A 17,140-nucleotide genomic window follows, 5' to 3' on the forward strand; every position below is an offset into this window, starting at 1 on the left:
TTTGTTTCCAGTTCACTAAGGTTACTTTTTCCGGATGCAGGTTGCGCGGGCCGCGCCGTCCACCGATATTAATCAAGGTACTCACCACCTAACTGGGTTTGAACAAGTTGCGCGTAAAATGGCGAACTTTTGACGAGCTCATCGTGGGTGCCGCGGGCAGTGATGCGAACGTTTTGCATGACGATGATCTGGTCACAGTCCATGATGTTCGGCACACGTTGGGAAATGATAATAGTCGACCGGTTGCGGCGATTTTTGACTAGCGCGTCTTGAATGGCGGTGTTGGTTTCCTGATCGACCGCACTGGTGGCATCGTCCATGACCAGAATATCCGGGTCGGGGATGATCGCGCTGGCCAGATTCAGGCGCTGGCGTTGGCCGCCGGAAAAATTCTTGCCGGCTTCTTCGACTGGCGCGGTGTAATCCGTCCCGATGAATTCCGTGGCACTAGCGATGGCAACGCCGCTGGCCAGTTGTGCTGGTGTGGCTTGCGGGGCACCATAATCCAGATTGCGCTCGACAGTGCCGGAGAAAAGCAACGAATTTTGCAAGGCAACGGTGATCTTTTTATGCAGGGATGCTAGACTGATTTGCTGAATATCGGTGCCGCCGATAGTGATGCTGTCTTGATAGTGCTCGTAAAGTCGCGTCAGCAATTCGATGAGCGTGGTTTTACCGGAACCGGTTGAGCCAATAATGCCAAGCCACTGACCGCTGGGAACAGTGAGGTTGATGTCATCGAGAATCGGCCGACTTTTGGAAAAGCCAAAGGTGACGTGGTTAAACGCAATGGTGCTGTCGGTCGGGGCAGCCAGCGTCCCAGTGGCTTCGGTGCCGGCTTCTTCGGCCAAAACGGCACTGACCCGCGCACTGGAAGTAACGGCTCGCGAGAAGGTGGTGATAAGGTTGACGGTGTTGGTCATGGCGGTGGTGATTTGAATCATGTAGTTCACAAATGCCATGATTTCGCCGGTTGTCATACTGCCACTGATTGCAAGATTGCCACCATAGGCCAAGGCGGCGACCACAGCGAGGTTCAAAACCAACATAATCAGCGGCGCCAAGGTAACCGTCGCGAGTACGGCGCGCTGGCTGATTTGCTGCAGATTATGATTTTCGGTGTTGAACTGAGTGCGTTGGTGGTCTTCCAGAACATAGGCTTTGATCGTTTTGGCCCCAGTCAGATTTTCACTCATGATGCGGTTCATCACGTCCACTTGTCCTTGCATCGCGGTATAAAGCGGCAAGGAGCGGCGAACGACAACGTAAATATAAATCGCCAGAATCGGCAAGGCGATCAGGACAATCCATGAAAGTCGCGGCGACACGATCATGGACATGACAATCCCGCCGAACAGTAACATCGGCGAGCGGATCAAGCCACGGGTGAGCATGCTGACCATGGTCTGCATTTGCGTCACGTCGTTGGTAATTCGGGTGATTAAGGTTTCCGGCTTCAACGCTTGCGGATCGCGATCGGCTAACGCAATGGCCAGCATGTGGCTACGCAGATTCTGCCCCATTTTCAGCGCCGCGTATGATGAAAAGGCATTACAAATGGCGCCGAGCGCAAACGCCGCTACGGCAATGACCGCCATGAGGATCGCGGTCTGCCAGACATAGGTCATATCCTTGCGCGCCAAGCCGACATCCACGATCCTAGCCATCAAAGTTGGCTGCTGCAGATCCAGCAAGGCTTCACCCATAATGGCGATCGGCGCCAGAAAAAAGCTAACTCGCGCCCAGCCATGCATGTGATCGAACAAGATTTTCAGCATGTTAGTTGCCTCCGTTTTACTTATGAAGCCATTCTACGGCGGGAATGGAAAAGTTGCATGTGATTGGCTTGTTAAGTGGGTTGATGAGGGGGTTGGGGGGTGTGGATGGGCGTTGGATATGGTTTTGGGCGGTATTGGGAAAGATCAGGTTGAACGGCTTGGAAGCAAATAAAAGCTCTAGAGTTCCAAGTGATTTGGAATTCTAGAGCCTTTAAAACAAATGCACAATATTGGCATCGTTGTTGCTATCATCGGCAATCAAAAAGACCGTTACTAGATTTCTGGCACGGAAGTCTAACGGTCTTTTTTCGCGCATTTTAGAATCAAGTTAGCCACTGTCTCAAAATTTTTTGGACAATAAAAAACATCAAGAACAGATATCCTGTATCATTGAAGTTCCTACACAAACAATGGAAGAGGATATTGTCTTGATGCAGAAACAGGATAGCACACACCGCCAAAAAGGTCAGCACTTAACATCACTCGAGCGCGGAAAAGTGGCCGGATTCCGCCAAGCTGGGAAGTCCAATCGTTGGATTGCTGCTGAAATTGGCGTCTGCCCGCAGACCATTAATAATGAAATCAAGCGAGGTACAGTAGATCAGGTCAAGAAGAGTAATGGCAAGCGCGTCTACCATCGACAATACCTGCCAGAGGCTGCTCAGGCACGTTACGAGACTGCACGCTTGAGCTGCCATCGTCCTGACAAGTTCGCCAGCGTACAGGTCTTCTTAGCCTGGTACGTACAGCGAGCTAAGCAGGACAAATGGTCGCCGGATGCTTCAATCGGCTATGCCAAGCGACACAAGCTGTTTACTCCTGAAGAGCTTGTTTGTGCCTCGACTTTGTACCAGTACATTGACGACCAACGCCTAGAGATTCGAAATATCGACCTGTTGGAGAAGACTAAGCGGAAGACCTCTCACCAGCACCACACCAAGGCTAAGCGCCTGGCTGGCCGCAGTATCGAGGAACGGCCTAAGGTCGTTGAACGATGCAGGCAGTTCGGTCACTGGGAGATGGATACCATTGTCGGTAAACGCAATGGCAAGGAGAGCGTCATCTTGACTCTGATTGAGCGCAAGACCCGTTGCCAACTTCTCCGCTTGATCGAAGGACGAGATGCAGACTCTGTGAGCTATGCATTGCGTGGAATCAAGCGCGAATGGGGAGCTTGCATCAAGACCATCACAGCCGACAACGGACCCGAGTTCACCGCCTTAAATACTGCTTTTGCTGGGACGGAAACTGAGATCTTCTACGCCCATCCTTACACGTCCTGCGACCGTGGCACCAACGAGGCACATAACCGGATGATCCGCCAGGACTTCCCTAAGGGCATGTCCCTAGATGACATTAGCCCTAGTCAAGTGCAGGCCACGCAAGACCGCTTGAATCAGTTGCCTCGCAAACAACAGGGCTACTGCACACCCCAGCAAAACTTTGAGGCCGAAGCTCGGCGCGTTCGCCGCATGGCCCAGTAGTCTCTCTAGCGCCACAACTTCTATTTGATAACGGCCTGTTCTGGGATTGTCCTCAACGACTGGCTAACTTGTTCTTGCAATTTACGAACGGTCTTTTTTGATTGTTAACCCAGTGCTAGTAGTGTTCCTAGCAAAAATTATTTTAACACGGAGGACTTTTTGCTAGCAATGACAACGCCACCAATGAATTCAAATGATTTAAAAGGAAAACCGCCCAGCATGATATACTCGAACAATGCACTGCCATTGCAAAAGCCCAGTGTGCGAGGAGCTTTTGCACTAGAAACCAAGTGTCCGTTAGAAGGGGAACCATCAATGTTTGAAGATAAGTACCGCTTGTTTCCTAGAGATGAACAACTGCTGTTTGAAAAGAACTTGGTGTCAATGATTTATCTTGCCGGGAAGTACGAAAACGTGGGTGCTTCTTTATCGCAAGTCAAAGCAATCGTGGAAAATCTGACCGTCGACGGTGTGAAGCCAGAGGATGTTCAGACAGTGCTTAATTTAAAAGCCGCCTATCAATTTGTCATGCGCTTACACAATGTGGCAGAAATTGATACTGACACAATCAAGCAGATTAATTTAATTGTTCAAGGCGCTGGCGAACCTGATGCCGGTCAGATTAGGACAAAATCGGTGGTCGTCGGCTTAACCAATGAGGACTATGTGCCACCGATTCCGATTGAAAGTAATGTTGTTCAAACGGTCAACGCCATTTTACATTCGGAAACAAGCGTGACGGACAAAGCCATCACGTTAATGCTGACACTTTCACGGTTACAGGTTTTTACCGATAGCAACAAGCGTATTGTTGTGGCCAATGCGTTGATGTATCAAGCAAATGTCGGATTACTGGCAGTGCCGGAAAAGAAGATGCATTGGTATTTATCACAGTTGGCTAAATATTATAAGACCGGTCGCATTCAAGTCATCAAGCAATGGCTGTATGATCACGCTGTATTCGGTATCAACGAGTCTTGAACGTAGCTTGGACTTTAAATGACAATGCAGTATGCCAATTCTGATTCTTGCTTAAAGGCTTGTTCGCTTGACGGAAAATAAAAAACGCCCGTAACCTTTGCGGCTCTAGCGTTTGGCGTTCAAGTATGGTATAAAAATATAGCAGAGAAGTTTAATGACAGTTGGCAAATCCAATTACAAGGGAAGTGGTCGCCTATGGGGGGATACACAAGCTCTAAGTGAAAGGAGACGCCTGTTTGTCTGATGTAGACGCGATCAACCTCATGCTAACGTTTGGCAGCTTTGTGCTGCTGCTCATTGGCACTGTGGTTGGCATCGTTGTAGCAATCATCGGCAATCAAAAAGACCGTCACTAGATTTCTGGCGAGGAATCTGACGGTCTTTTTTTGATTGTCAACCCAATGCCAGCCGTCTTAATCGGCTCTGCTGCAGGGAGAGCATCAGGTGGAACTGGTGCTCTCTTTGTATTTGTATTGTAACATGGAGGAGTTTCGGCTAGCAACACTAACTAATGGGATATAACATTTTAAGATCATACTGACATTCAAACGGAGGTAGGACACTTGAAACAAAAAACGCTTAGGGTGATCACAGGCATTTTTTCAACCGGATTACTGTTTTTAATTCTTGTCTTTTTGACGTATCGAGTTCATCGTAATGGCAGCCGTATCGGAACATTGCAATCATATCTGGCACTAATGGTCGTCATGGGGGTGACGATAATACTGATGATGGTAGCAGACCGCACTTATTTGCTTATCACCGGACGTCATTTGATCAAGTCTTTCGTAGAATTGCGGGATGCCATTGACGAGTTGAAGGAAGCACTCAGAAGACTCCGGGAATAGCAGACACAATAAAAAATGTACCGACACCAGCAGAAATTGCCATTTCTAGTTGTGCCTTGTTTCTTGAACTCAGGTACGCTTGATGTTGTTAACGATAAATCCGATATTCCTGTCCTGTTTGTTTTCCCTGAACACTTTTCAAATAACCTGTCGCTGCGAGTTTTGCCGGGATGGGGATAAAACCAGCATACGAATCCTTGAGTTGGTCGTAAGATTCTTCTACGATCGTCGGGCTCACACAATTGATTCGTAAACCGCGCTTCAAATCGATCGCGGCTGATTTGACGAATGCTGCTACGCCACCATTTGCCATCGCGCCTGATGCACCACCTGCAATCGGATCGTCTTTGGTAACGCCGGTGGTTAAGGTGATGCTGCCGTTGTCATTGAGATGGTGTTGGCCGACCAATACAAGATTGATTTGACCGAGAAGTTTGCTAGTCACCGCAACCATATTATCCGCCGGTGTCATCGTGTCCAATGGCATCACCTTGACCGCGCCCGCCACATTGACGATTGCATCAATGCTGCCAATCTTGGCAAACATAGCCTCAATACTTGACAGATCGGCAATATCAACTCTTACATCACCTTGATGCCGACTAGCAGTGATGACGTCATACCCATACTTTCGCAATAATTGCGCTACTTGTGACCCGATTGTCCCGAACGCACCAATCACAACGACTTTCTTCATGAAAACGACCCGCTTTCTAATAAAATTTTGCCCGCGCTTTTGCCTGATTCAAGCAACTCATGGGCTTTTCGGCCATCAGCTAACGTTAAGATAGTTGGCGGCTGTACTTTAATCGCACCGTCTAAAACATAGTGAAACAGCCTGGTGCTACGAATCTGGCGGGCTTTGAAGCTTGTGAGATAATCCCACAAATCGCCAGTAAGCAGACTTTTTGATTGATTCAACAAGTTAACAGCGTCAATTTTGGGTGGGAGTCCGCCTGCCATGCCGTAAAAAACAACGCTGCCACGGTGTCGGATCAGGTCAAAACTTAGCGGCAGCGTAACGCCGACCCCGTCGAACACCGTGTCAAAATGGCCGCGTTCACGTTCAGCCCAATCCGAGTGTCGAAGGAAAACCGTTGATGCGCCTAACTTCAAGGCAATCTCTTTCTTCGCCAAAGTAGAGGTCACGCCTGCTACTTGGACGCCATCGGCAATCAACATTTGGGCCAACAATTGGCCGACACCACCGCTAATACCGTGAATCAATACACGATTGCCTGCATGATTTCGGGCCAAGTCGTGCGCCAAAAAGTCGGCCGTCAGTCCTTGCAATCCAATGCTTGCTGCGGTTTTATCATCAATTGCTGAAGGAACACGAATAGCGTGATCGCGCGGAACGCGGACCAAAGAGGCATTCGCGAATGGGACGTCAACAAATAAAACCCGCTCGCCGAGTGTAAACGTCGTGACGTCGGATCCAATGGCAACAATCTGACCGAGGCCTTCATATCCATCGATGAATGGTGTGTGTGGCTCGAGGTGATAGGTTCCGCGCCGCCGATAAATATCAGCAAAGTTTAGACCGATATAGTGGGTTTGAACCAAAAGATCCTCTGGGCCAACTTGCGGGTCTGGCAGCGTCCCATACTGCAATACATTCGCGTCACCAAACGTTTTGAAGAACAATGCTTTCATTTGAGTTTACCCTCTCAATCCATGGTGTTCGGAGATCAGTGAATCTTGGCGATGTGTCTTCAACAGGCGCGCGCACAAGTGGGTCTTGGTGCCATGGGTTGGTAAATGGCGTTGCGGACATATATCAGCTAGATCGGATCTATTCATAAGCATTACCTCCGTACAGTCTTGTGACCAGTGTACGTCTCGAGATAGACGGGAACAAGTTAAGCTTCTTCAGAAAAGATCATTAAACATATCGACCTTTATATTTTGTTTTGGCCAGCTTGATGTATTTCTGGATAAAATCCCCTTTGGCACTGGTGTAAGCATCGCGATTATGCTCGAATTGATGCCACAATTTAATTTTTAAGGTCTCGTACTTTTTGGCTACTTCTGGATGATCGTTCAGGTAATCTCTGAAATACAATTCATCGTTATCGCCGGCAAAACTTAAATGTAAATGGTAAACAGATTTAGCGAATCCGTTAACTGTATATCCTTTATTCAGAGAAATTCTTTGCTTTTCTTCAGACATGATGATGTATAGCCATTTCTGGATAGCTGTTCAGCAACATCGATCAAATTAGTTTTTGGTGATACCTCGACCAAAATATCCACGATTGACTTAGCCCAGATGCTTTTAATGGCTGTGCTGCCAATATGACTGATTCTGACGACGGCGACATTCTGCAATATTTTGCGAATTCTGTTTGACTCTTGTTCATAGTCAGTTGCCCATTGTTTCTGCGGTTGAGTCAGCGAAATTGGAAATAGTTGCCATAGCTCTTCTAAAGTCATTTCAGACAGTGGCTTGGTCATTTTGTTTTCCTCTCTTTTTCAAGATTTGCATGTCACTAATGAAAATATAATGCTTATTCAGGATCCGTGAGAAGCTCTGCTTTCGATATCCTATGTGATTGTGGTCGTTCAGGACAGGCTTGAATATATGTTGACCCTCATAATGGCGCGAGTAAAATGAGAATAAAATGAAAGTAGATGCTGTGAATGAAAATTGAGACGATTCAAGTCTTTCGCCGCCCGATCACTTTGCATGAGCCGTTCAAAGTTGCGTTTACCACACTCTATAAACTCGAGACACTGATTATCAAAATCACCACCGACACTGGCTTGATCGGCTATGGGGAAACGAACCCACTTGAGCAGGTGACCGGCGAAAGCATTGATACGGAAGAGGTTGCGCTCAAGGCCTTATCCCAGGCGTTAAGTGCGAGTGATCCGCGCAGCTTAGAAGCCATTCATGCCAAAATGGATGCCTGTTTTGCTGGACATACCGCGGCAAAAGCGGGGATTGATATGGCTTGCTGGGATTTGCTTGGAAAAGATGCTGGGTTGCCGGTTTATCAGTTGCTGGGTGGGAACGGGAACGTTTTGACCAGTGATTATACCATCGAGATTAATTCGCCGGAAAAAATGGCGCAAGAAGCGAAACAGCTGGTTGATCAAGGATACAAGGAACTCAAGGTAAAAGTTGGTATTCAAGATGCTAATGATCTTGCGGCTGTTCAGGCGATTCGCAAGGCTATTGGCTCAACGGTAGATTTGCGTTTGGATGCCAACCAAGGATGGACGCCTAAACAAGCTATTCGGATGATGTGAGCCATTGGCAGTGCTGCTTCGGCGGTTGAACAGCCGTTACCGGCTAACCGCTTGGATCAGATGCCGGCAGTGTGTCAGCAAATTGACCAATCGGTGATGTTAGATGAAAGCGTCCATAATGCCAGCGATGCCTTTGCTGCGATGCGGTCAAATGCGTGCGATATCATTAATATCAAATTGCAAAAGTCGGCAGGGGTGTCTGGCGCCGAGCAGATTAACGCGGTGGCTGAGGCGGCTGGGATTCCGTGCATGGTGGGCTGTATGGCGGAAACGCGCATCGGCATTGCTGCGGCAGCGCATTTTGTTGCTGCCCACCAAAATGTCCAGTATGCTGATTTGGATTCTTTTTTGCTGTTTGATGAACCGGCGTGGTTGCGCGGTGGGTTTACGGCGGATGCAGGAAAATATCAGCTAAGCGACAAACCGGGATTAGGCATCGAATGCGATCTATAAAAGCTGTTTGAGCTGTTGACAGTGGTTGCTATAACGCGTTCACCGGCGCAGAAACCTGCGTGTAAGGACCTTGGTCGCAATGGCCTAAGCCAGGGCCATCACGACCAAGGCCGCTTACACTCCGGTTTCTAAACGCGCCGGTTCACGCTCACGCTAGGTTAGGAGGTCTTTATGACAACTTTTAAATTTTATCAATCGGGTTTGCGTTTCGGTACGTTCGAATTGACTGATCAAACCATTACATATTCTTGGTTAGGTAGTTGGGAAAAAACGTTAAACGATGACGATAATGCGACTTTTAAGACTTACGGCGAGCTTGATATTCAGGCAACGTTAATGCGGTGGCAAGATGGCGGCTACGCGAACTTTTCAAAGGCGGATCATTTTAAAACCGCTTGGGGTGCCGAATACCAACGGGCTGATGAACATCACTGGATGAATCGCGGGCCAAAGTATGCGGTTGATTTGATTGAGGCTGAGGGACAGATAGTCGGGTTTCAGGTTTGTGCGCGTAATCTGACCAGTGTGCTGATTCAACCGGGATACGAGGGTTATAGTGTTTTGACTAAGTGGCAGGAAGCCGGTTATGCAACGACACCAGGTCGCGCGCATCAACCGTTCACGGCTTGGGCACCCATGCGTGACGGTATCGGTTTGGCGGCGACGGTGATTTTGCCTGCCGGATCCGGACCTTTTCCAACCGTGATGGAACGAACGCCTTATGGTCGCGAGGTTTATGTGGCGAGTTACATGCGTTATGTTTTGCGGGGCTATGCGGTGGTGTTGCAGGATGTGCGCGGACGCGGCGATTCGGAAGGCGAATGGTTGCCGATGATCCACGAGCAGGATGACGGTGATGACACGCTGAATTGGATTGCTGCCCAGCCGTGGAGTAACGGCAAGGTAGGGATGTCTGGCGGCTCATATGGCGGGTACGTTCAGTGGGCTGCGGCCGCCAGTGGGAATCCGCACCTTCAGGCCATTGTTTCGATGGTCACGGCAGGCGGACCATTCACCGATACCTACTATCGCCGCGGCGCCCCGTTTATGGCACAGGTGGCATGGTCAATTGCGATGGACGGCCGCCACTTTAATTCGGCATTAACCGATCGCGATGACTGGGATCAACTCATGAAGGTTCGGCCGATCGAAAAGATTCCCGAGATTGTTCTGGGGCATCCCCAATATGGCATGACCCAGTTTATGCGCCATAATCATTATGATAGTTTCCTCAACCGAGGCGACTGGTTCGCCAGACGCGCCAAAATTAAAGTGCCGGCGCTCATTCAAAGTGGTTGGTATGACGATGACGGCATCGGCTCGACGGAGGCCATTGCGGCGACGGCTGACTATCCGTCCGACAAGCGCCGGATCATTCTTGGTCCGTGGCTGCATGGCGGGAATGCCCAATATGATTTAGGACCGGTTCACTTAGGCGCCGAAGCACTGCGGCCGGATATTGATCTGATTCACCAGCAATGGTTTGATTATTTTCTTAAGGGCGTTGGAAATGGCGTCGCTGCGTGCCCATTGGTTGAATACTATACCGTTGGCGAAGAACGCTGGCATACGGCGGCATCTTTTCCCCCAGCGGGCCTCGTCAAGGTCTTACATCTGGGCGCAGATGGCAGTTTGGCGGCGTCCGCGCCAGCAGCGGGCACTGTCAGCTATGTTCACGATCCGAGCAATCCCGTGCCTAAGTTAATTTCGGTGACCCAGAATGAATTCGAATTTCCGGCTGATTATCAGGAAGTTGAAAAGCGTCCGGATGTGGTTAGTTTTACCACGAAGGAACTAACAACCCCGCTGCGTGTCGTTGGCCAGGTGAAGCTTGATCTGTGGGCGTCATCCAGCGCCGTCGATTGTGACTGGGACTTCCGGGTCTTGGATGTCACGCCGGACGGTCAGTCCATTCAAATGGCAGAAGGCACGATGAATGCCAAGTTCCGTGACAGTTTGTCAGAGCCAAAATATCTCAAGCCTGGCAAGATGACCCATTTTACCGTACTTTCTCAGAAAACATCCTATGAATTGCCAGCTGGCCATCGCCTGCGCGTCGACATTCAAAGTTCGGCTGGCAGATTCGTTTTTCCGAACCCCGGAACCGAGGAAGGCTTCGCCAGTGACCGCTTCGTGAAGGCGACACAGACGATCAGTTGCGGTGGCGAACATGCCAGTGCGATTAGCTTTGTTAGTGATCGGCCAAAGAACTGATGAACCACGCCAGCTCACGCTCTTGGTAAGAAATTTGACATTTGCGAGTAAAGGCCGTATATTCCTAACAACTAATCAACACTTTGAGAAGAAGAGTAACCTTGGCGCAAATGATTCAGCGAACCCGGTTGATGGAAAAGGGGCATTGGCAAGAAGGTAAAGATGAGCTTCGAATAGTGATTCGTGTGGTTAACGCCCATGGATCGGCTGCAGCCGTTATCCTGCCAGGTATCAACAGGTACTGGAGGCGGTGTTGTGACATCGCGAATAAGGGTGGTAACACGGCATGGTCGTCCCTTGACTACAAAAAAGTAGTCAGGGGGCGACTTTTTGTTTGCAGCAGTAGCAAGTTTGAAGGTCACTCAAAACAAGGTGTTGAGACGGTGATAGTAAAAATAATTTTTGTCGAGGTTTCTATCGTCCATGTTCATGCTGGTCGATTATCTGAGGAGGCTGCAATTATGAATCGTTGGAAGAAAATAATCATCACAGGGATCGCGTTGGTGTCACTTTTGACGCTGGTCGCTTGCGGTAAGGCTGCGAATGATAGCAGTGCTGCCAGCTCAAGCAGCAAGCCCATCGTGCTCGGCAGTAGTGGCTCGGACTATCAGATCTGGCAACATATCGCTAAATCGCCGCAAGCCAAAAAGGCGGGACTGACGATTAAAGTGAAGCAGGTCACGGATGGCAACGTAATTAATGCTTCGACTGCTGAAGGGCAACTTGATGTAAATGCGTTCCAGTCGTATGCCTATTTTCAGCAATACAATAAAATCAATCCGAGCCAAAAACTGGCCGCACTTGGGACGACCTATCTTGAGCCGATGGGATTGTATTCAAAGAAGTACAAACATTTAAGTGACATTCCCAATGGCGCGACGATTGGCATTTCAAATGATCCAGCCAATGCGACCCGCGGGCTATTACTACTTGCGGCCGCTAAATTGATCACGCTGAAGCCGAATTTTAATGCGCTGAGTACGGTGAAAGACATTCAGACGAATCCCAAACAGCTGAAATTTAAAGAGGTGGAAAACACGGTGCAGACGTTGCCGGACGTTGATGCAGAGCTGATTTCCAATACACGGGCCTTGGATGGCGGGCTGAACGTTTTGAAGGATTCACTTTTCCATGAAAAATTAACCCAGAAGACGCGGGCAAATGTCAATATTCTTGCAACTGCAGCCAAGAACAAGAACAATAAGCAGTTCAAAAAACTCGTGAAACTTTACCACGATCCAACGCTTCAAGCCTGGATCAAGAAGACTTTTTCCGGGACGAAGCTTGAGGTTAATAAGCCGATCAGCTACCTGCAAAAAAGTAACTAAGTGAGTTTACCTGGCTGAAACGCGTTCACTAGCGCAGAAGTCTGCGTGTAAGTGGCCTCAGGCGCAATGGCCAAAATCGGGCCATCACGCCTGAGGCCACTTACACTCCGACTTCTAACCGTGCCAGTTCACGCTCTTGTCAATTTCCACGGTTCCTATGTCATTCTGGATCTGTTATAATGGACACGTAAAAGGGACGCTTTGCCTCAACAAAGCGTCCCTTGTTACAGCAGAACCGTATTAAGAACGGTGGCTTACATCGCAAACTAAAAGCCGCGATTGGTGTCCAAAGTCAACGCGGCTTTTAGTATGTTTATTTTTTTCGGAATAATCCGAGCGCCTGCTTTAGCTCGTAAACTGCAAAGCACAGTTTGATCAAAGCCTTGATCAAACGAGTGAACGCGTTGACCAAAACAGTGAACGAGCTGATGCAAACCGTGATTGTCGCAAGTGCGGCAATCATAAACACACCGGCACCTCCTTTCGTCGGAATGTGGTTCGATAGTTTTTACACCATCGGCATCACCTTCTTTCGATTGCGAGGCGCCACCGCCTATTAACTTTTCTGCTCATTCATAGCTTATCAGATGTCACACCCGCGACCAATCATATCGCGGGTTTTTGAATAACTAAAAGCCTGAAAAGATGTCAGAGGTTAAATGAACCTAAAGTGCAGCCAGAACAAGCGTATAATAGCAGATGTACTGTTAGATCACGTGATTCAATTTTCTTGAAGGAGGTTTTTCTATATGTGTTCATCCATGACGATCAAATCGCTTCAAGGTGATATTTTCTGGGGCCGAACGATGGACTATAACACGAGTTTCTTTCACGAGACACCGGCTGGCGGCGTTCCGGGGAAAATCGTGAGTCTGCCGGCCGATCATCAATTACCGGCGCAAAGTGGAACTTGGACAACCAAGTATGCTGCGGTTGGCGTTGGTGTTGATCAGAGTGTCGCTTTATTTGATGGCGTCAACAGTGAAGGACTTGCTGGCGATCTGCAGGTGCTGGTTGAGTGCAGTTGGGCGAGTGCCGATTCACTGGCAAAACGCAACTTGAAACCGATCAAAGGTGAAGAGTTTGTCAGCCTAGCTTTGACAACTTGCAAAAATGTTGCTGAGGTCCGTGAACTGGCCGGTCAATATGGCTTGATTGATGAACCGCTTCAGTTCGGCGGTCAAGGCGTTAAAATTCCGCTGCATTATACGTTTGTCGATCCGTCTGGCGCTGGGTTAGTCATCGAGCCAACCGATCACGGGGCCTTCAAGCTTTATGACAGCATTGGCGCCATGACAAATAGCCCGGAATATCATTGGCACACCACTAATTTACGCAACTATGTCAGCCTGAACGATCGCAATTATCCTGAAGGTGCCGATCTCGGTGATCACCATCTTGACCCGATTGAACTGGGCACCGGCTACGGCATGTTTGGCTTGCCAGGTGATTACACCTCCCCGTCGCGGTTTGTCAGAGCCATGTTTGTGTCCCGCAATCTTGATCCGTTTGAAAGCAAAGATGGCATCCGCGTGCTTTACAATGCCTTCAAGACGGTCCTGATTCCGCAAGGCTTGGGTCGCGATCCCAAACACGACATTTTGACGGATTACACCCAGTATTGGTCAGGCTATGACTTGAGCAAGCGCGCAATTTACGTTCAGGATTCAAACACGCTAACCATGACCACCAAGACGCTCGACCCGACCGTTACGGAAGTCACCTATGACGATTTGGTAAAAACGGAACAGTTTAATCAACTATAAAAAATCTCCAAAAACTCATCACAAAAACGCCGCCAAATAGGGAGCTCCCCTTTGACGGCGTTTTTGCACAATGCTATAAATTTTATCGTTGCCGTTTTTGCCGTTTGTTCTTCTGCCACTCGGCCATGGGAATAATCTGATCCGAGTCGGCGTGACCGGCTGTTTTGGCGTGGCCTTTTCGCGGGACCGGCTTTTTGGTCAAGGCTTCCTTAATCTGATTTTGCGCCGTGTCAGCTAGGGATTTCATTTGGGTTGCCGTCCACAAGTGGGTGCTGGCGGTGGATTTGATAAAGATGGCTAAGGACTGCCCCAAGCCTTCCTGCTTATCCGGCGGCACGAGTTTGGTGTCGCGCAGTAATAGCAACAGCGCCGCGCCGATGTCCTGGCTGGTCCATTCTTTTGGTTCGTGCCCAAACATGGCTTGGATCGTGTGAATTAGGAAAAAGATCACCGCGCCAAAGAATTCTTCGTCCTGAGTGGCTTCTGGCAGGTGATGCCAGGCCTTTGAATCGAAAAAGACCATCAGCTGGTCGACTAGGATTGACATGCTTTCGGAATCGACATCAAGATCGCCAGCAGGATCAAAGCCAATATCACGCCCGTCAGAATCATCAGCCATCGGAGACGCAAGCTCACCATCTTCGACTAACCCGAGGACATAGGTTGTTGTGAGCAATGCGCCCATTAATGCATCAATGAAGTCGACAATCGTCAACTTGACGCGTTTGGTGCGAATCAACCAAATCATCATGGCTTTAATGAGCTCTGAAGCAACGGCGATCGCTTCGCTGCGGCGGCGATCGTCATCGTTGACCTGTTGCAGTGTCGTTTCGAGTGCAATCGACACCGATTCAGCAGAAAGTGTCTGAATGGTGGAGCGTAGATTCTTGAATGACGCAGCAAAGAAGGTGACCAGAATGGCGCGAATTTCTTTTGGTGGTACTTTTCTAAAATCCGGATCCTGCATCAAAGCCGCATAGTCATCGCTTTTTTGAAAATCAGACCAATAAAGATCGATTTCCTTGCTAGCATGTCGTTGCAGTTTTTCTTGGTAATCCATGTTGCCCTCCACTTCTTGTTGTTAGGGGTTTGCTTACCTTCAGTTTAACAGTTGTCAGCCTTTGCTCACATGAAAAGTTGCTTTATTTTCCAGAAGAAAATCATCGCAGCAAAAGTCCTGCGATATGGGTGTTTTTGCAAGTTTCTAATGGTTAAAATCTAGCCAAATAAAATCGGCACCAAAGACAGAATACGCGTCTTTGGTGCCGATTGACTGTAAGTGTGGTGGATAAATGATTTTTACCTGCACAGGTTGCTTCAGTGGCGGTTTATTCGAACATTTTCTTCGTTGCCCGCATCAGCGTCTTAATATCCTTGTCGTATCTTGGCGTTTGGACAAGGTGACTCATCGGGATACCAGTGAAGTGATAAGCAGCAATTTCACCGGAACGGACAGCGCTTTGTTCTGTGAAGACCATCTGGAATGGCTGTTCGACGAATTCACCGGTGAAGGCGAGGTTCGTTGAATGGGCCGGAATGACTTCGGGACGATCGACTTTGGCGCGATTGTTGAAAAGCGCCGAAGCATATGGCATGTAGACTGGAATATTGTTGATGATGCTGGCCATAATCGCATCTTGGTGATCGCGGATATTGCCGGGACCCGGATCGACTTTTGCCAATTGGCCGATCAGTTCAAGTGCCATTTCCTTACCGGTCATTTTGATATACGGCTTGTTCACGAACTCTCCGTAACGCCGTGGATAGAGGAAATAGCCCCAAAGAACGGTCTCGTTTGGTTTTTGAGTGGTGAAGTGTGGCTGATGATGTACGACAATCGACATCATCACATCTTTTTGTCCAAGCGCCGTGATCGGCTGGGTGGATAAGAAGGAATTCAAAGCATTCCCCGGAAGCTGCGTTGTGATGCGCTCGATTTCATTGAGCAGCAGGTGATCCTTGGTGGTCAAAGTAAAACTGACCCATTCGCTGGCGGCGCGATCAGCAAAGAATTTATCGGGATTGCCTAGGTTATAAAAATGCTCGGTAGCTTGTTTCCATAAGCCAGCCGCAGCACCTTGATCCATGTTTTCAACGGCCGGGTGGTCAAAGTCGCCTTGCGTGGCCGAATCAGTGATGGAGCCGTTGGTAAAGAAGACGGCAGTGTCATCATCAACATCGACATGCTCGGTTTTGTCGGTTTCAGTGTTCAGCATGTTGAGGGCAGTGACGGTGATTTCGTCGGTCATAGCCGTATCTTTAAACTCAAAATCTGTGACCCGGCGATTGAGAATAATCCGGCAGCCTTGATCCTTCAGATAGTTAATCAGCGGCAACATGATGCTTTCGAATTGGTTGTAACGGGTGCGGTTAACGCCCACCAGATGCTCGATTTGCGTGAACTCGTAAATCATCATGTGCATGTAGCGCCGCAACTCTTGCGCTGAACTTTCAATCCGAAAAGCGAAGGTCGTTTCCCACATGTACCAGAAATTCGTCTGGAACATATGCGGATCATCTTTGAAGTAATCGGCAATGCTGACATTGTCGAGTTTTTCTTCTTCTGAGTCCGGCATCATAATCAGCTTGATCAGCAAAAGGCGATCCGTGTTGTTCAGTCCTAGATGGCCAGCCTGAATGATGCCGATGCCGCCTTCCATCAGCCGCGCTTTGTCAAAAGTGCGATGCTGGGCGTCGAATTGCCGGGTATCTTCTTCAGCCGTCAGCCCCGGTTCGGTTGCTGAGGGGATCCGACTCAACAGGTCCATCAAATCAACATAGGTTCGATAGTTCAGCATGCGACCGCCGCGTGCCACATAGCCATTGGTGTTTTCCATGGGATGAACCTTATTCCAGTACTCATCTGCCGTATCAGCAGCCGGAGCACCGTCATTTGACCCATGATCGTCCAGTGAATAAAACGTGATTTGATTTCCCTGCCAATGACCTTCCTGAATCAGATAAACGGCGGCCGCCATATTTGCCAGCCCAGCGCCGATCATGATCGCCTTATGCTTGATCATCTTTTAGTCC

At 48.9% G+C, this 17,140-nt stretch carries 13 protein-coding genes and 2 pseudogenes; 9 read left to right on the plus strand and 6 right to left on the minus strand.

Features of this window, described 5'->3' with window-relative positions; genetic code table 11:
- Positions 1 to 68 precede the first annotated feature (68 nt).
- Positions 69 to 1,778, minus strand: a complete 1,710-nt coding sequence (locus LBCZ_RS01385) for an ABC transporter ATP-binding protein (protein ID WP_039639637.1) — start codon at positions 1,776 to 1,778, stop codon at positions 69 to 71.
- A 431-nt stretch (positions 1,779 to 2,209) separates the two neighbouring features.
- Here LBCZ_RS01385 and LBCZ_RS01390 point away from each other — a divergent pair, with 431 nt between their 5' ends.
- The 4 genes from LBCZ_RS01390 (at position 2,210) to LBCZ_RS01405 (ending at position 5,091) form a co-directional block, all read left to right on the plus strand.
- Positions 2,210 to 3,262 carry an IS30 family transposase gene (locus LBCZ_RS01390; RefSeq protein WP_039639765.1) on the plus strand — a complete coding sequence of 351 codons (1,053 nt, stop codon included), beginning with the start codon at positions 2,210 to 2,212 and terminating at the stop codon, positions 3,260 to 3,262.
- Between the two features lie 315 nt (positions 3,263 to 3,577).
- On the plus strand, positions 3,578 to 4,243 hold the full coding sequence (locus LBCZ_RS01395) for a Fic family protein (protein WP_025013090.1): 666 nt from the start codon (positions 3,578 to 3,580) through the stop codon (positions 4,241 to 4,243).
- A 236-nt stretch (positions 4,244 to 4,479) separates the two neighbouring features.
- Positions 4,480 to 4,599: a putative holin-like toxin gene (locus LBCZ_RS01400; protein ID WP_025013089.1), complete on the plus strand. Its 120-nt coding sequence runs from the start codon at positions 4,480 to 4,482 to the stop codon at positions 4,597 to 4,599.
- Positions 4,600 to 4,806: 207 nt separating this feature from the next.
- A complete protein-coding gene (locus tag LBCZ_RS01405; RefSeq protein ID WP_025013088.1) occupies positions 4,807 to 5,091 on the plus strand; it encodes a hypothetical protein in 285 nt (94 codons plus the stop codon).
- An 88-nt stretch (positions 5,092 to 5,179) separates the two neighbouring features.
- Here the strand turns inward: LBCZ_RS01405 and LBCZ_RS01410 are convergent, their stop codons facing one another.
- The 3 genes and pseudogenes from LBCZ_RS01410 to LBCZ_RS01420 all read right to left on the minus strand — a co-directional run bounded on the left by LBCZ_RS01410 (position 5,180) and on the right by LBCZ_RS01420 (position 7,548).
- The gene (locus LBCZ_RS01410) at positions 5,180 to 5,788 is read right to left on the minus strand and encodes a short chain dehydrogenase (protein ID WP_025013087.1); all 609 of its coding nucleotides are present in this window, start codon (positions 5,786 to 5,788) and stop codon (positions 5,180 to 5,182) included.
- A complete protein-coding gene (locus tag LBCZ_RS01415) occupies positions 5,785 to 6,747 on the minus strand; it encodes a zinc-binding dehydrogenase (protein WP_025013086.1) in 963 nt (320 codons plus the stop codon). The genes LBCZ_RS01410 and LBCZ_RS01415 overlap by 4 nt, the downstream gene beginning before the upstream one ends.
- A 229-nt stretch (positions 6,748 to 6,976) precedes the next feature.
- A pseudogene (locus LBCZ_RS01420) lies at positions 6,977 to 7,548 on the minus strand (GrpB family protein).
- 186 nt (positions 7,549 to 7,734) lie between these two features.
- Here LBCZ_RS01420 and LBCZ_RS01425 point away from each other — a divergent pair.
- The 5 genes and pseudogenes from LBCZ_RS01425 (at position 7,735) to LBCZ_RS01440 (ending at position 14,107) form a co-directional block, all read left to right on the plus strand.
- Positions 7,735 to 8,799, plus strand: a pseudogene (locus tag LBCZ_RS01425) (mandelate racemase/muconate lactonizing enzyme family protein).
- A gap of 171 nt (positions 8,800 to 8,970) precedes the next feature.
- Positions 8,971 to 11,013 carry a CocE/NonD family hydrolase gene (locus LBCZ_RS01430; RefSeq protein ID WP_025013085.1) on the plus strand — a complete coding sequence of 681 codons (2,043 nt, stop codon included), beginning with the start codon at positions 8,971 to 8,973 and terminating at the stop codon, positions 11,011 to 11,013.
- A 461-nt stretch (positions 11,014 to 11,474) separates the two neighbouring features.
- Positions 11,475 to 12,341 carry a MetQ/NlpA family ABC transporter substrate-binding protein gene (locus tag LBCZ_RS01435; protein ID WP_025013084.1) on the plus strand — a complete coding sequence of 289 codons (867 nt, stop codon included), beginning with the start codon at positions 11,475 to 11,477 and terminating at the stop codon, positions 12,339 to 12,341.
- Positions 12,342 to 12,745: 404 nt separating this feature from the next.
- Positions 12,746 to 12,901 carry a hypothetical protein gene (locus LBCZ_RS15920; protein ID WP_157951517.1) on the plus strand — a complete coding sequence of 52 codons (156 nt, stop codon included), beginning with the start codon at positions 12,746 to 12,748 and terminating at the stop codon, positions 12,899 to 12,901.
- A 189-nt stretch (positions 12,902 to 13,090) separates the two neighbouring features.
- Positions 13,091 to 14,107, plus strand: coding sequence for a linear amide C-N hydrolase (locus LBCZ_RS01440; RefSeq protein WP_025013083.1), 1,017 nt, complete (start codon positions 13,091 to 13,093; stop codon positions 14,105 to 14,107).
- Between the two features lie 82 nt (positions 14,108 to 14,189).
- On the opposite strand, the gene LBCZ_RS01445 is transcribed toward LBCZ_RS01440, so the two are convergent.
- Both LBCZ_RS01445 and LBCZ_RS01450 read right to left on the minus strand, forming a co-directional pair.
- Positions 14,190 to 15,167, minus strand: a complete 978-nt coding sequence (locus LBCZ_RS01445) for a hypothetical protein (RefSeq protein WP_025013082.1) — start codon at positions 15,165 to 15,167, stop codon at positions 14,190 to 14,192.
- A 268-nt stretch (positions 15,168 to 15,435) separates the two neighbouring features.
- The gene (locus tag LBCZ_RS01450) at positions 15,436 to 17,130 is read right to left on the minus strand and encodes an oleate hydratase (RefSeq protein ID WP_025013081.1); all 1,695 of its coding nucleotides are present in this window, start codon (positions 17,128 to 17,130) and stop codon (positions 15,436 to 15,438) included.
- Positions 17,131 to 17,140: the final 10 nt, after the last annotated feature.

This window comes from Lacticaseibacillus casei DSM 20011 = JCM 1134 = ATCC 393 (genome assembly GCF_000829055.1).
GTDB lineage: Bacteria > Bacillota > Bacilli > Lactobacillales > Lactobacillaceae > Lacticaseibacillus > Lacticaseibacillus casei.